Genomic DNA, 16392 nt, shown 5'->3' with positions numbered 1-16392 from the left:
CCAAGTAAAAAAAGAGGTTCGTAGTTGGACTTTAGTCCATTTAGCCTAGGAAAATTCAGAGAGAAAGTAGTTGGACCTTTAGTCCATTTAGCCTAGGAAAATCCAGAGAGTTAATAGTTAGATTTCACAAGTTTATTGGGCTAAAGCCCTACTACAAACTTATCTTTGCACTTTCCGCACGGGGGATTGAAACATTTTAAATAGTATGCTCACAGTCTATCTAGTATAAACAGTGAAATTAATACTACTGATTTTGGCCTACTTTTCAAATTGAAAACATTTTGATGTGAGGAAAGTAGGCTTGGTTTTTTAAAAATGGATTTGGCATGATATATTTCGGTGCGTTACGCGCTTCGGACGCTAACACACCCTACCTCTGAAAAACGCGATATGATTTTTAAAAATGAATTTGCCATAATATATTTCGGTGCGTTACGCGCTTCGCGCTAACACACCCTACCTATAATCTTATTTTTACAAATATGTTTCAAAAAACCCGTTTTCGCTTAGCCCTTTGGTATACTGCTATCACAGCTATTTTACTAGCACTCTTTGCTACAGGAGTGTATCTATACGTACGCAGCACATTGATAGAGCGTATAGATGACACATTAGAACACGTAGTAGAAGTAATGGAAAATAATTTAGTTAGAGAAGGAATCAGAACTTCACCACCTGTGTACCATGTTAATAAGGCGGCGGGTTTTCCCACAACTGCTGCGTCTCTAGAAGACGATCGCATTGACATGGAGTGGTTTAATAGAGATGGTGAATTAGTTTGGTCAACATTTGAAGCTCCCCTAGTTATTCCTCTAAGTACTAACGCCCATGGTAAAACAGTAACAGTTACATCTAACTATCAACTGAGACAAATTACCGCGCCAATTTTCCTCCACAACGAAGTTTTAGGATACTTAAGAGTGAGTCATCCTTGGTTTGAGGTGACAAAACCTAGTCGCCAACTTCTCGGAGATTTAACTATAGGAATTATTCTCATGGTTACTTGTGTGGCTAGTATAGGTTGGTTTTTATCAGGAATTGCCATGCAGCCTATCACAGAATCCTATCAAAGTCTTAAACAATTTACCGCTGATGCTTCCCATGAGTTGCGCAATCCCCTAGCAATGATTCAAGCTAATGTTCAAATGGCCTTATCAGAACCTACTATAGGGGGAAAGTTAAACTTAGATAGGCAACAAATAGAAGTAATTGAGAGATTAACTAAAAGATTAGGACGTTTAGTCGATGATTTACTCTTTCTGGCCCGTTCTGATGGTAAAATGTTGCAGATAACTCCTCATCAGGTTTCTTTAGATGCTTTACTAATTGAAGTGATAGAAGAACAAAGACTTTTAGCAAAAGCAAAGGATATAACTATTAATTTAGAAATTGCTGAGGTAGAAGAATTTGATCGAGATCCTTTTGAAGTATTAGGAGACTGGGATCAATTAGCGCGACTGTTTACCAATTTAGTGAGTAATGGGATTAAATATAGTTATCCAAAATCTACTATAACTATTACCCTCGATAAGTATAAATCTAAAGGACGTTCTCAATTACAGGTACAAGTAAAAGACCAAGGCTGTGGTATGACTGAAAACTCTATTAATCATATCTTTGAACGTTTCTATCAAGTAGACCCATCTCGCAGTAATCAAGGCGGTGTCTCCCCTAGTTGTGGTGATAAGCAACATAAAAGCGTTTATAGGGAGCAGGGGAGCTTTCGGGAGCAGGGAGCAGGGAGTAGGGAGCAGGGAGCAGGGGAGCAGGGAGCAGGGAGCAGGGAGCAGGGAGTAAGGAGTAGGGAGCAGGGAGCAGGGAGCAGGGAGCAGGGAGTAAGGAGTAGGGAGCAGGGAGTAAGGAGTAGGGAGCAGGGAGTAGGGGAGCAGGGAGTAGGGGAGCAGGGGAATAGGGGAGAAAGTGTAAAAAATCAGACAATCTCTTCCCTAATGCTAAAAGATCCTCAAGGGGTAGATGTGAGTAGTAAAGGTTCAGGGTTAGGTTTAGCGATCGCCAAAGTAATTGTAGACAATCATCAGGGTCAAATCAAAGTAGAAAGTAAATTAAACTATGGTACAATTTTTACAGTAATTTTACCCATGACAAATTAAATATTAATGCTAGTATATCTATGCTAAGGATTAAATCTTAAAATATTGACATATATGAATGATTCAGCTAAAACTCCAGTAGGAATTATCGGGGCTTCTGGTTATGGAGGTATTCAATTAGTAAGGATACTCTCCCAGCATCCTGAAGTAGAGATTGTCTATCTAGGGGGTGATAGTAGCGCAGGTAAAAAGTATTCTGATATTTATCCCCATTTAACTCACTGTTTCGATTTAACAGTAGAAAGTATTGATTTAGATGTGATAGCTGACCGCTGTGAGGTGGTATTTCTCGGGTTACCCAACGGTTTAGCCTGTGAAATGGCGCCAAAACTCCTAGAAAAGGGTTGTAAAGTGTTAGACCTTTCTGCCGATTATCGCTTTTTTAACCTCGATACTTACCAAAGTTGGTATAAAAAAGAACGTAATGATAGTGCTTTAGCCGCTACTGCTGTTTATGGCTTACCGGAATTATACGCAGAACAAATCAAACAAGCCAAGTTAATTGGTTGTCCTGGATGCTATCCTACTGCTAGTCTTCTCGCCTTATCCCCTTTGATTAAACAAGGTTTAATTTCTCCAGAAACAGCAATTATTGACGCTAAATCTGGAACTTCTGGGGGAGGTCGTCAAGCTAAAACTAATTTACTTTTAGCAGAAGCTGAGGGGTCTTTAGGGGCTTATGGTGTAGCTAAACATCGACATACTCCAGAAATTGAACAAATTTGCACTGATTTGGCTGGCTATGACGTCAAAGTTCAGTTTACTCCCCATCTTATTCCTATGGTGAGAGGAATCCTAGCGACTGTATATGCTAGTTTACGAGATCCTGGTTTAGTGAGAGATGATTTACTAACCATTTATAGTGCTTTTTATCGTTACTCTCCCTTTGTAAAAGTTTTGCCTCACGGTATTTATCCCCAAACTAAATGGGCATGGGGTACTAATCTCTGTTATATCGGTATAGAGGTGGATCCGCGTACAGACCGTGTAATCGTTATGTCAGCTATTGATAATTTAATTAAGGGTCAAGCAGGTCAAGCTGTACAATGTTTGAATTTAATTATGGGTTGGGAAGAGAGTTTAGGATTACCTCAACTTAGTTTCTATCCTTAAAATATTCTTGTTTTAGTAACTGAGTTATTTGATTGACAACCAGTTGATTACCTTGGTTACTTAAATGGATATGATCTCGATATAAACTACTAGGCGCCTTGTTTTCTTGGAAATAAACAAGAAAATCAATAAAAGTAATTCCTTGAGTTTCTACTAAAGTTAATAGTCTTTGACGCGCCTTGAGTTCATGATTTCGAGACCCAGGCGGGATAGTTTCTCTTTGTAAGGGAGTAATGCCTAGAATTAGTTTAGCTTGATTTTTCTCACTAATTAACTTGATTTGTGCGATCGCTTCTAAATTTAGGCCCACAATATCCCCTGTTTCTCTGGGTTTTTTAATCTTCTGAGATTGGGGTACAATTCTTTGCCATAATTCGGCGATCGCCCCTAATGGTTGATTGTCTGGATAATTCTTATCTTCTCCTACTAGGTCGGGATTGGGAGCAACTGTGTAAAAATCGTCGGTATTAATTAATAAAATCACTATTTGAGCTTCAAAAGTCCCAAATTTTTCTAAATATGCTAACTGATTGCGCGGACCCCAAGAATTGGCGGCGGCGTTGAGTACTTCTACTTGAGAGTAAGATAGGTTATTATCTTTGCTTAATTTCTCTTCTAATAAGGCAGATAGCGTTTCTTGTTGATCACTCCACCAACCGCCATTAACGATAGAATCTCCTATTAATAGGATTCTCAGAGTATTTTCTGGTCTTTGGGGATTAATCTCTCCATTGCGTAGAGAATATTGATTAATCTCTGTTAGCTTCCCAAAACGACGTACTTTTTGCTGTGGCGCTAACAGATAACCAATTTTCTCATCTCTAACATAGAGTAATTCTTTCCCTAGCCCGAATATTAGACTTAGGGATATTTCTATTAGTACAAAACCTAATAAAATACCCGCAAATATATAGCCAAGAATGTTTGTTTTGGGAAAACTCAACGCTAATTGTATAGAATAGGCGATGGACATAAAGTTAGTGTAGCTGTTATTTTCGTAAAATATTATATTTAAAAATTTCCTAGCCTTAGCTTATACTGTAGAAATATTATGATTATAATTCGTGAATCATCGATTTTTTTTCTATCTCAGCCTCTTTTTCAAGTTCTTGATTGAGGAAGTAATTCAGAAACGTTCTAATTACTGCCACAATAGCTAATTGAGCTAAGGATTCAAAAGAAGGGGCAATTGTTGTCCCGACAATATCAGCTCCCAATTGACATTCTAATGCTAAAGCTAACCAACGTCCAAATTTTAGTCTCAATTTGTGATATTCATTGTGTCGTCGTTTTCTAAAGTGATTTAATGCTAGTTTCAGAGAAGCTAGTATACCGAAAAAAACACATAAGATAGCGATTCCTTCTAGCATTAATTTAATTAAGCTTGCTATCGTTTTCAGATTTGCTTCTAAATGTTCAATTAATTCCATATCTATTTACTAATATATTTTTGAATTAAGAGATTGGCGATCGCACTTTTCTCTCAAATTATACTCATTAATAAGATAACTCTTTCTTCTGTCAGATTTGTTCACCTTTTAACTTTTGTTAAGTTATATAAACAGTAGAAAACAAAGAAAATAAACGGAAAATATGATTACTTATAATCAAGCAGAAACTAATTTCAATTCTTTAACCACTGATGAGCAACTAGCTCTATTATGGTTTATTTATGAAAAAATAGGTAAATCAGTTACTCCTGCGGCTCCTGATGCAGCCTCAAGCGATATTGCTGCTGGATTATGTAAAGATTTTGAAGCAAAAACTCACGAAGAACAATTAACAGAAATGCGCAATATAGTCAACAAGGGGAGCACTCCAATTACCCGTAAGTACGGTTCCCTAAGCGCAAACACTAAATTAGCTTTTTGGTACTATTTAGCTCAAGGAATGGAAAAAGGTACAATTGTCCCTATGCCTGATAACTACGAGTTATCCCCTAAGGCATACGAATTATTAGGTAATATTACTCTCTTAGAATTCCAAGAGCAAATTACTCTCTTAAGAAATGTTGCGGTCAACATGGGTGCTGAACCAGCTGAGGGAGCAAAAATATAGATAACTCTCTTTAAAAAAGCAAAAAGCGATCCTTGTTTTACAGGGTCGCTTTTTTACTGAAAATAATTTAAGGCTAAGGTTAAAAATATACACTGCAAAAATAGTAATCCAATTATAGCTACACCAGCTAATAACCAATAGCGTTGAACCAGAATCATCAAAGCCTTTTGTACAGCTATATTAATTGTTTGTTCCAATCCCTGATTAGTCATAACTTCGTAGACGATTTTCTCTACTTGTTCATTAACTTTTCTGGAGATAGGGTTTTGGCGCTTTCTGCGGGGCTTTTCCATCATTGTTCTGGTTTTGGCCTTGGGGATATTTCTGGGCTTTTTTTATCTTACTATGTTTCGAGAAGCATTAAATAGTAGATAAAATACCTAGGTGACCACAAAAATTCTCCATTCTTCAATTGGGATAGTATCTTTGCCTCACCAGTGTAGATTTTTAAGATTTCGCTACAACTAATCCTAAGGCGATCGCTCATCGTAACTTATACAACTATAAAGTTACATATTTTTTAAGATAAACTCTTTTAGTTTTCCTACTAAATAGGGATTTCGCCATCCTTTTTCAGCTTCTTTTTCTATTATGGAGATAGCTTCTTGAGGGTCTAATGCTTGTTTATAGCTTCTTTCACTAGTTATGGCATCATAGATATCTATAATTTGGAATACTTGTGCTAACCAGGGAATGTCTTCTCCAATTAGTCCATCAGGATAACCACTACCATCCCATTTTTCGTGATGGTGGCGAATTATGGGCAAAATGTCCAGTCTATTTTTTAGTGGCTGACATATTTTTTCCCCTATGAGTACATGTTGACTAATAATTGATTTTTCTTTTTCTGTCAACTTTCCTTTTTTCAGGAGAATTTCTTCAGGAACTGCCACTGTCCCGATATCATGGAGATAAGCTGCATACACTAAGCTTTTTATTTGATGTTGATTTAAATCTAAATATCTTCCAAAAGCTTCAGCTAGGTATGCTAATGTAATTTCTGACTTGGAGTTATCTAAATTAGGATTCTCTATTGCTTGAGCTATAAGAAATAATACTTTTTCTGTTTCGTCTAAGTTTTCATTTAAATATTTTTGTTGAATCAAGTTTTTTACCTTGGTGATTAAATCCCAACGGTCTATTGGTTTTACTAATATATCTTCTGCTCCTGCTTCCGAACATTTGATTTTTGATTGTGTTTTTCTATGATCTACTGTCATAAATATTATCGGAATCATTTCAGTAGCAGCAGCACTTTTTAACTTTCTACAAATGCTTAGGGTATCTTGATTTGGTAGAGACAATTCTAATAAAATCAAGTCTGGATTGTTTTTCTTAACAAAATTTACTATATCAGTATGACAATCCGCTTCCATAACTTCATAGTTATCTAGTCTCAAAAGGTCTCCTAAATTAAGACGACTGTGAGGATTTTCATCAACAACTAAAACTTTTCCTTTGGTTTTGCTACTATTGGTTTTGCTACTATTGGTTTTGCTACTATTGGTTTTGCTACTATTGGTTTTGCTACTATTGGTTTGGTTACTACTGGTTTGATTATTAGAAGCAGTAACTATATTATATCCTTTGACTTGATATGTATATCCGTTTTTTAATAAGCTAATCATCCTTTTAACCACCTATCACTGGTAAAAAACAAGTTTTTCTAACCGATTCAGCAAATCTGTTAAATTTGCAGTTAATTATTTCGATATTTGCTTGTTGCTCTTTAATTTTTCACTTAATTGAAATATATTTTTTCAAGTATCCCTTTTTTAAACTAGTTTTGTAATCGGTTATTTTACGTAATTTGATAGCTACTGATAATGTTGAGTTTGTAAAGTATTTGTTACACTAACTGGGTTATCTTTGTGATTAAAATATTTGACTTAATTATTAATATATCTAAAGAAAGAGTTTTTTGGAGATAAAAAATAAGTATTTATACGGAAATAATCTTGAGAACAAGGATTTGAGTTATTCTAACTGCCTATAAGTGTAAAAATTGCTATATTAAGTTTAATTTGATTTAAAATCATCACTAGGACGGCTAGGAATGTCCAAAAAATTATTTCTTATAGAAGCGCCGGGAAAAGTCAAGAAATTGCGACAAATTTTAGGCGCGGAATACATTGTCAGGGCAAGTGGCGGACACATTCGTCAACTAGCCCAAGATGGAAAAGACAACCTGGGATTTGATATAAATAGCGATAGTATATCGTGCCGATTTGTTCCGAAAAACTCTCAGGCCAAAAAAACCATTGCTGAATTAAAACAACTAGCTCAAACAGTTGATACAGTTATACTAGCTACCGACGAAGATAGAGAAGGAGAAATCATCGCTTGGCATCTCAAGGAAGTACTGAAACTCCGTAAGCTTGTACGTATAACCTACCGAGAAATCACACCCAAAGCTGTTAAAGTAGCCCTAGAAAATCCCCGACAACTCAATACAAACCTAGTTAATGCAGCTTTAGCCCGTTCTGTTTTAGATAAATTAGTAGGTTTTAGAGGTTCTCCCCTAGTATGGAAACTAGGAAATGGAGCAAAATCAATTGGGAGAGTGCAGTCAGCAGCTTTACATATACTCTGCCAAAGAGAGAGAGAAATTCAAAACTTCAAACCTCAAGACTACTGGCTAGTATCTGTAAACTATGTGGAAGGATTTATGGCCTACTATCTCAGTGAAAATACTTCTAAGTCAACAAATTCCGAAGAAACATCACAAAGAGATGATGCAGGAGAGGGAAAAGAATTCCCAATTGTCGCTACTAAAGTCTTAAGTAAAGCCGAAGCAGATAGATTAGTAGCAATTGCCCGTCAGTTTTCCCATGAAGTGATGAAAAAAGAAGGTAAGACCGTTAGTAAAACACCACCTCCCCCTTTTACTACCTCATCTTTACAACAAGCGGCCGGGAGTCGCCTTAAATGGAGTCCAGAACAAACGATGCGGATAGCACAAAAGCTGTACGAAGGGGGATATATCACCTATATGAGAACCGATTCGGTACATTTAGACCCGGAATTTTGCCAAAGTGTCAGAGAATGGTTAGAAACCAAAGACCCAGAGAATGTTCCCCCTAAGGTTACCGCTTATCGTCAATCTAAAACAGCACAAGAAGCCCACGAGGCGATTAGACCTACTAACATATATAAATCTTCATCAGAACTAAAACAAGAAATCCCTTCAGAAGAATTTGAGCTTTATCTACTAATTTGGCTAAGAACTGTCGCTAGTCAGTGTAAAAGCGCTCAACTAGTTAAGTCTCTCATCATCACTCAATCAGGTAGTGTATTCTGGCAAGCAAGAGGTCAAGTGGTTAAATTTGCCGGATATGCCAAATACTGGAAAGACTTAAGCGCTGATTCAATTTTACCTCAAGTATCCCAAGGACAATCGTTAAACCTCAAAGAAGCCAAACACGAACAAAAACAAACACAACCTCCACCTCGCTACAGTGAGGCTAAACTGGTGCAGGTAATGGAACGCCGGGGTATTGGGAGACCATCTACCTTTGCACCTACGGTAAAAACCCTCAAAGACAGAGGTTATGCTGAAATCAAGAAGAGGCAACTACAAGCCACAACTCTAGGTTTAGAAGTTGATGCTTTTTTGGCAAAAACTCTACCGGAATTATTAGAAGCAGAGTTTACTGCCAAAATGGAAGATAAGTTAGACGCCATAGCTTCAGGTAAGGAAAATTGGGAGCGCTATATAGTTAACTGGAATGAAGATTATTTTGTTGGCGCTTTGGAAAAAGCCCTAAAAATTATCGCAAGTCAACCTCATAGTTCTGAAACTCCTCAAAGTAACAGGTATAAAGAATCAAAAATTGATTGTCCCTCCTGTGGTCATAAGTTGGTTGAAGTCCCCTCTAAGTCTAAAAAGTTGCACAAAAATTATTTTCTCAAGTGTTCTGATTGTGAGATAGTAATGTTCTACAATAAATGGCGAAAAACCTGGGAACTTCCTGTGAACACCTCAGGAGATAGTTCCCCATCAACTTCTACACCTTTGCCTGTGACTAAGCATCCTTGTCCTGTTTGTGGTGAGAAGTTGGCAGTGCGAGAATATGAGAAGGATGGGCAGAAAAAGAAAATGTTAGTTTGTTCTTCTCAATCGGTTAAGAGGGATAAGAAACACCAAAGTGTTGTTTATTTTGAGTCTAGAAATGTTTTCTGGTCTAAGAAATATGGCGAATTACCCCTGGACTAACAAGTTATTTGTAATATTTTCATGATTTTTAACTGGTCTTGGGGTTTCGGGGAAAAACGACCATTTTCTAAGTCTCGAATCCAACTTTGGCTTTTACCCAATTGTTCTGCTAATTTCCTCTGACTAATTCCTTGGCCTTTTCTGGAGTTGACAATAACTTCTGCACTTAGAGAATATGAATCTTTGATTTTGTTGTTTCTGCGAAGAGTTTTACGTTGTTTTTTGTTTTCCCAATTAGACAATTGTTGATCCCATTCAGATGGTAATTGAAACTGGAGGATACGAGCTTTCATTAGTAAGTTCCATTTTCCCTTTGGAGGAGAACTAGTTAAGCTATTTTCATGGTTAGCATCGTTGATCCAAAAATCTACTGATTCATCAGCATCGTTAGGAATTTCCGCTAATCTTGCCCACAAAGGCTGAATTTTAGTGGGATAGGTAACAGGATCAAAATTTGGCTTAATATTATGGTGATAAAGCACTTCTAAGTCACTTTCAAATCTGCGTATCATTCGCTTTCTTTTTTCTCGGTCTAAAGAGGCGTCCTTCACTGTTTCCTCTCCGTATGCAACAGACATTAATGTAGATACTGTGATACGCTGTTGTCTTCCCATTTTACTCTTAAATAATAACCAGAGCATCATCCGAATGGCACCTTCGTGTTTGTGCCAAATACTCATAACTGTGGTTAACAAGAATTTGGGTAAAACGCCGTATTGATAATAAGCAACATATTTTTTGTATCCTTGTTTGTTGAGAAAATACTTAGACCACATTCCGGCCCTAATTTTAAATCTCATCCCCACTAGATGTTTGTTGCCATAACTATCTTCTTGAAAGTGATTTTCCGTGGCTACTAGGTGCCAAATACGGTCTTCGGGAACGGAAAATGATTGAATTTTACCTTGTTGAAACCAATCAATGTTAGCGACTAGTTGACAAGGTTGTTGAATTAGAGTTTTAATTAGGGTTAGTTTAGATGCTTTACTCAAATCTTTGCGTTTATCTAAGCCTAAATACGTTTCTAATTCTTTGTTATCTAGTGTGAATTCTTGTTCCCAAGGTTTTTCTAAGGAAGTAACAGAGGCAGCAAAAATTAAGTGCATACAAGCTGCTCGAATATCCACAGATTCAAAAGCCGCAATCCCCTCTTCATAGCTCAATGTCTCAGATGCTGCGGAAATAGCATCCTCAGTAAGTCTAAACTCAATTTTTCCTTTTCCCTGTTTTACTTGGCGCTGAAAATAGAGCTTGCCTTGACTATCGCTTTGCCAAGGAAATACATCTGCCTTGGCTAGTACGTTACATGCTTCCCAAATAACCATTGATGATGACATGGGATTACTGTAACCATCAGCAAAAAGATGATGAGTGGTCAAAACTTTTGAATCAATTTTATATCTTCCTTTTTTGGCGGGTAAGTGAGTAGGCACACTACTTGGGCACAAACTTGCACACAGGGGGTCGAATTCTTGATCTTCACAATTATTACATAAACCCGGTTCAATCCAATACCTATCATTTTCATCAAATTGAATTGCACCTGTTGGACATTGAGGAGCGCATAAACCACATTCATCACATTTGTCCGGAATGGTATAAGCCATAATCGTTTTCTCTTTGATAACTACTTTTTATGTGAAAATCTCCTATGATTTAATTTTAAAATAGCCAAATTTATCGAAACCTATTTATAATTTAGTTATGGGTTTTAATTTGTTCAAGTTCCGAACAATTTCTGGTACTCAAGGCTGAAAATATTTTGATTGGTCTGCTTGATTCTAATCATACATAGCCCTAAGCTAAAGTTTAGGAACCTTAAATAGCAATCATTTTTATTTATATCAGTCTAGAGTACCAGTTGCTGAAAAAAATTAAATTTGGAGCACTATTTCCATTTATTATTACCTAAAGTATTTTTAAGTTTTGTTATATTTGATATAGTTAGAAGTTAAACCTTTATTCTTCATATTTTCTTAAGATTTAACCATGCTTTTTTTGCATAATTAAGTTGTAATTATTGGATTGAATCAGTTATTTTACATGAAAAACGATAAAATACTAATAATTATAAAGTCCATAAATAATATCATTTACCTAAAAAAATGCGATCAATATAAGGAAAGGAAGGAACGCCCACCCTTGACGGAAGGAACAGTATACATAGCAAGGTTTTTTCTTGTGTAATAGTATTAATATATAACAGCTCTATTTGAGCATTTTAAAATTAATTTGATATAATATTTTTGAGATAAAGAGAGAAAATTAGTGACAGCATTGGTATGGCCTTTAAGAATAGCTATAAGATTAAGCAAAAAGCAACAATAGCAAAATAAAGCCTTTTATCGATAGGCAATTTCTATCAAAATAACATAATTCTTGAGGGATTTAGTTGAATCATCCAAGGAAGAGGAGTATCTTTTAACTCTACCCATTTATCTTTAAAAACTTCCGCTTGTAGATGATAATCTTCCGGGTGATTGGCAGGTTGGTTTAATTTAAGATACAGAGTCATACGGTGTTGAGTTTCACTGATAGTCGCTAACCAGCAAGGAAAAGTATTGACCAAATCCTCTCTATCAGTAAATATTAACTGATGGGCACGAATAGCCACATATTCAAAAGATTCTGGTAAGGGTTTTATTACTGTGAGGGGACAATCCCAGGCGATCGCCTGAACTTGGTCTTGATTAATCCTGATCACAGGAGAAAAGTTCTTACAACCAGTTAATTGTGCTACTCTAAAGTTATTCGGATGTTCAAAAATCTCTTGTTTTGTACCATGAGCCATTACTTTGCCCCTGTCAACCACCAAAAGGTTAGGACATACTCGATAGGCTTCCTCTAGGTTGTGAGTGATAAACAAAGTTACCCCTTGATAGCGAATTAAATTATTACGGAGAATTTTTTCCTGTTTATCTCTTAAATAGGTATCGAGAGCTGAAAAAGGTTCATCTAAAAGCATGATATCAGGTTGACTAGCCTTAGCTCTAGCTAAGGCTACTCTCTGTTGTTGTCCTCCAGAAAGCTGAGTTGGATAGCGATCGCCCATACCTGGTAAATCTACGGCAATTAATTGGGCTTCTACTTCTTGTTTTATTTGTAGAGGAGATTGTCTAGAGGGCATACCAAAAGCAATATTCTCTGCAATAGTTAGATGAGGGAAGAGAGCATAATTTTGAAACAAGAAACCACAACGGCGCTCTCTTGGTGGTAAATTAATCTTCAAAGCTGAATCAAATAAAACCTTTCCGTTTAAAACAATCCGTCCTTCATCAGGCTCAGATAATCCAGCAATACATCGCAAAATTAGACTTTTACCAGCACCAGAAGCCCCTAGTAAACCCAGAGGAGTTTGGTCTGTGGTAAAAGTAATATCTAATAAAAATCCTGGAAGTTGTTTTTGAATGTCAACAAATAGTTCAATTTTGGCTTTAGGTAAAGGATAATCTAGAGTTGTTTCAGGTTTTCCTGACCGAGGAATATATCTGGCTATCAGTGAATTCCAGAAAATGAGAAAACCAGGGGATTTTGATTGATAATTTCCCTGTTTGTTGCTGTCATAATTAGTTGCTGTAATTACTCCCAAAGAAATAAAGAGCATAATTATCACTAAAAACAAAGCTCTATTCATATCCCCACCTTCAGCGGCAAAGAAAATAGCGATAGGAATAGTCTCAGTTTTGCCGGGAATTGACCCTGCTAACATCAAAGTTGCCCCAAATTCACCCAAAGCTCTAGCAAAGACGAGTAAAGTACCAGCAATGAGACCAGGCTTAGCTAAAGGCAGAATAATTCGCCAAAAAATCGTCAATTCATTAGCACCAAGAGTTCTAGCACAGGCAAGGAGATTAGAATCAATTTGTTTAAATGCCCCCAGAGTAGTTTTATACATCAAGGGAAAAGCCACTACTGTAGAAGCGATAACCGTAGCAAACCAAGAAAAAACAATACTAATTCCCAAGGAATCTAATATTTGACCGATGAATGTATTTTTTCCGAATAAGAGCAAAAGTAGAAAGCCTACCACTGTAGGAGGAAGCACTAAGGGCGCAGTTAATAAACTTTCGATGATTTCTTTACCCTTACCTCGATATCTCAACATCCACCAGGCCGTTATTATGCCTAAAAAAAAGGTAATTGCCGTGGCAGTAGTCGCAGTTTTGAGAGAAATCCAAATAGGGGTTAAATTTGTCATTCGATTCTCAATTGTTAATCATGTTAATAATGATATCTACATTAAGCAATTAAAATAGCATTATTTTCTACAGTATAGAGTTTAAGAGGATTGATACTCTAATTGGAGCGATCGCGCGATCGCCTAGTCAAGCTGAAGAAAGGAGTGGGATTTGGCTTTGTCGAACTGACGTTAACTGAAGTCAATTTAGGTAAGATCAAATTGATTAAAAAATGCTCAAAATATAGAAACCGAGAATGATCCCCCCTATGCTTTATAAGGAACTCTGAAATCCTTGTATAGCAGGGAGAGGGGGAGCAGGGGAGCAGGGGAGAGGGGGAGAAATTTTAAGTAAAATTACTTTTTGGTATGAATTTAAATTTACAAGTATACTTAGAGTAGCGATCTATCTATCTATATTGAACGCACCCCATCCAAATCGAAGCGCCCTAGAAGCGATCGCGCGATCGCCTAGTCTTGAACCTACTTTTCCGGGCGAAGGTGTAGGGAAAAATGAAGAGCAAGATATACTCTATCCAGGTGCTAATTTTGAACAATCTCTGCCAACTATAAATAAATATGAAAGGGAGAAACCAAAATAATCTTACAGGAAGTGAGCGAAAAGAGCTAATAGATGCTTTATATTCTCTCGAATCGGGAAAATTTAATCAATTAATATTTATTATTTCTCCTCCACCAGGCACGATTGCGTCCATGCCTTCTAAACAATCAGATAGGGCTTATGACTTACTTCAATGGGCAAAATCCTATAATGGATGTGGTTTAGAGACTATTAGGCAAACTCTGTTGGATTTAACAGATGAAGATATAGAACCAAAAATACCAAGCAGATATTTTAATCAAGCGCCTCCTTTACCACGCTATTTTGTAGAACGTCCAGAAGTCACTCTTGAACTAAAAAAACGTCTCTTATCTCCAGAAACAGGCCAAAATGGAACTTTAGTTATTAGTGCCATCTATGGATTAGGAGGTATTGGCAAATCTACCTTAGCCGCAGCTTTAGCCCATGATTGTGAAGTTCAATCTCATTTTCCTGATGGTATTTTTTGGGCCACCTTAGGTCAACAACCAGATATTTTGTCTTTTCTCCACGCTTGGATACAAGCATTAGGAGATTATCACTTTAAACCAACTAGTATAGAGACAGCTACTACACACTTAAGAAAATTACTAGCAGATAAAAAAGCCCTATTAGTAGTTGATGACCTTTGGAATTCTGAGGATGTCGAACCTTTTCAAATTGCAGGAAAAGGATGTCAAGTTTTAGTTACCACTAGGGAAGCAGATGTTAAAGGGGCGATTCGATATGACTTAGACCTCATGACTCTAGAACAATCCCTAGAGTTATTAACCTCTTGTTTAACTAATCAACTAACAACCGAAGAACGTAAGCAAGCAGAAACTTTAGCAAAAACAGTAGGATATTTACCCCTAGCTTTAGAATTGGCAGCAGCTCGAATTAATAAAGGCATATCTTGGAAAAAAATTCTCTGTGATTTACAATCAGAAATTGTCAAATTAGAAAAATTAGATCTAAAGAAACAGAAATCTAATCAACCAATTAGCGAAGAAAAGCGAAAGAATTATAGTTTAGTAGCTTGTTTTAATCTAAGTTTAAGAGGATTAGATTCTGAAGAATTAACAAAATTTACTTGGCTAGGTGTGTTGCCTGATGATGTTAGTATTACTCACAAAATGACAGCAACTTTATGGGAATGTGATGAAGATGAAGCTGAAGACACTTTAATCGATTTACGAAATAAAGCTTTATTATTACCAGGAGTTTCTAGTGAAGAGGGAACTAACTATCGCTTACATGACCTCTTACATGACTTAGCGCGGAATCTGCTTCAATCACCCACACAACCTGATGAAGATTGGCAATTACCAGGATTAGGACTATCTATTGCCCAAGCACATCAACAATTATTAAAAAGATATCAACAACAAATTACAAATGGTCTATGGCACAGTTTAGATGATGATGGCTATATTTATAACCAATTAATCTGGCATTTTCAACAAGCTGAGAGAATTGAAGAGATACATCAATTACTTAGAGAAGAAAACTCCCTTGGAACAAACGGTTGGTACAGTCAGTGTGAGAAACAAGGTAAAACAGCTAATTTCATCAAGGATATATCAAAGGCTTGGCAACTAGCAGAAGAGGATTTTGACAAAAACCCCACAGAATCAATTAGTTTACAGTTTCGTTATGCTCTAATCTTGACATCTCTTAATAGTTTGGCAGGAAATATTAGAGCAGGGTTGATAGCGGCATTAGTGGAAAAAGAAATTTGGACACCAGCACAGGGATTAGCTTATATCAGGCAAAACCAAGATTCACACAGTCAAGCTGAAGGATTAGCGGCGATTGTTAAATATCTGCCTCCTTCTTTGTTAGCATCTGCTTTAGAAATAGCCCGAGGCATTGGAAATGAATACTCCCGAGCTACGGCCTTATCGGGGTTAGCCGCTCATTTTCCCGAAGTGTTACCCAAGGCATTAGAAGCCGCCCGAGGCATTAGATCTGAATACTACCGAGCTGGGGCCTTATCAGGGTTAGCCCCCCATTTCCCTGAATTGTTACCGTCCGCATTAGAAGCCGCCCGAGGCATTGGAGATGAAGACCACCGAGCTTGGGCCTTATCAGAGTTAGCCCCCCATTTACCTCCTGAATTGTTACCCTCCGCATT

12 protein-coding genes are annotated in these 16392 nt (G+C 36.9%); 6 read left to right on the top strand and 6 right to left on the bottom strand.

Annotated elements, in window-relative coordinates:
- Window positions 1-482: 482 nt before the first annotated feature.
- Window positions 483-2111, top strand: a complete 1629-nt coding sequence (locus MW688_RS12510; RefSeq protein WP_486736341.1) for a sensor histidine kinase — start codon at window positions 483-485, stop codon at window positions 2109-2111.
- Between the two features lie 54 nt (window positions 2112-2165).
- Complete coding sequence (gene argC, locus MW688_RS12505; RefSeq protein WP_486736340.1) at window positions 2166-3224, top strand: N-acetyl-gamma-glutamyl-phosphate reductase; 1059 nt, start codon at window positions 2166-2168, stop codon at window positions 3222-3224.
- Here argC and MW688_RS12500 read toward each other — a convergent pair.
- Complete coding sequence (locus tag MW688_RS12500; protein ID WP_486736339.1) at window positions 3208-4197, bottom strand: SGNH/GDSL hydrolase family protein; 990 nt, start codon at window positions 4195-4197, stop codon at window positions 3208-3210. The two genes, argC and MW688_RS12500, sit on opposite strands and share 17 nt — an antisense overlap.
- 82 nt (window positions 4198-4279) lie before the next feature.
- Window positions 4280-4654 carry a DUF1622 domain-containing protein gene (locus MW688_RS12495; RefSeq protein ID WP_486736338.1) on the bottom strand — a complete coding sequence of 125 codons (375 nt, stop codon included), beginning with the start codon at window positions 4652-4654 and terminating at the stop codon, window positions 4280-4282.
- Between the two features lie 163 nt (window positions 4655-4817).
- Here MW688_RS12495 and MW688_RS12490 point away from each other — a divergent pair, with 163 nt between their 5' ends.
- On the top strand, window positions 4818-5282 hold the full coding sequence (locus MW688_RS12490) for an orange carotenoid protein N-terminal domain-containing protein (RefSeq protein WP_486736337.1): 465 nt from the start codon (window positions 4818-4820) through the stop codon (window positions 5280-5282).
- Between the two features lie 53 nt (window positions 5283-5335).
- Here the strand turns inward: MW688_RS12490 and MW688_RS12485 are convergent, their stop codons facing one another.
- Together MW688_RS12485 and MW688_RS12480 are read right to left on the bottom strand one after the other, a co-directional pair.
- Window positions 5336-5578 (bottom strand): hypothetical protein, encoded by a 243-nt coding sequence (locus MW688_RS12485; protein WP_486736336.1) that lies wholly within the window; start codon window positions 5576-5578, stop codon window positions 5336-5338.
- A 213-nt stretch (window positions 5579-5791) separates the two neighbouring features.
- Window positions 5792-6910 (bottom strand): HD domain-containing phosphohydrolase, encoded by a 1119-nt coding sequence (locus tag MW688_RS12480; protein WP_486736335.1) that lies wholly within the window; start codon window positions 6908-6910, stop codon window positions 5792-5794.
- 428 nt (window positions 6911-7338) lie between these two features.
- On the opposite strand from MW688_RS12480, the gene topA reads away from it, so the two are divergent.
- Window positions 7339-9498 carry a type I DNA topoisomerase gene (topA, locus tag MW688_RS12475; RefSeq protein WP_486736334.1) on the top strand — a complete coding sequence of 720 codons (2160 nt, stop codon included), beginning with the start codon at window positions 7339-7341 and terminating at the stop codon, window positions 9496-9498.
- Here the strand turns inward: topA and MW688_RS12470 are convergent.
- Window positions 9495-11105: a helix-turn-helix domain-containing protein gene (locus tag MW688_RS12470; RefSeq protein ID WP_486736333.1), complete on the bottom strand. Its 1611-nt coding sequence runs from the start codon at window positions 11103-11105 to the stop codon at window positions 9495-9497. The two genes, topA and MW688_RS12470, sit on opposite strands and share 4 nt — an antisense overlap.
- A gap of 755 nt (window positions 11106-11860) precedes the next feature.
- Window positions 11861-13696: a molybdate ABC transporter permease subunit gene (gene modB / locus MW688_RS12465; RefSeq protein WP_486736332.1), complete on the bottom strand. Its 1836-nt coding sequence runs from the start codon at window positions 13694-13696 to the stop codon at window positions 11861-11863.
- A 398-nt stretch (window positions 13697-14094) separates the two neighbouring features.
- Here modB and MW688_RS12460 point away from each other — a divergent pair, with 398 nt between their 5' ends.
- The gene (locus tag MW688_RS12460) at window positions 14095-14277 is read left to right on the top strand and encodes a hypothetical protein (protein WP_486736330.1); all 183 of its coding nucleotides are present in this window, start codon (window positions 14095-14097) and stop codon (window positions 14275-14277) included.
- The coding region (locus tag MW688_RS12455) for an NB-ARC domain-containing protein (RefSeq protein WP_486736329.1) at window positions 14255-16392 on the top strand (2138 nt) is incomplete at its 3' end. The genes MW688_RS12460 and MW688_RS12455, both read left to right, overlap by 23 nt.

The organism is Johannesbaptistia floridana (assembly GCF_057440575.1).
Note: the sequence above shows the minus strand (reverse complement) of the source record. Positions and strands in the feature narration are given on the sequence as shown.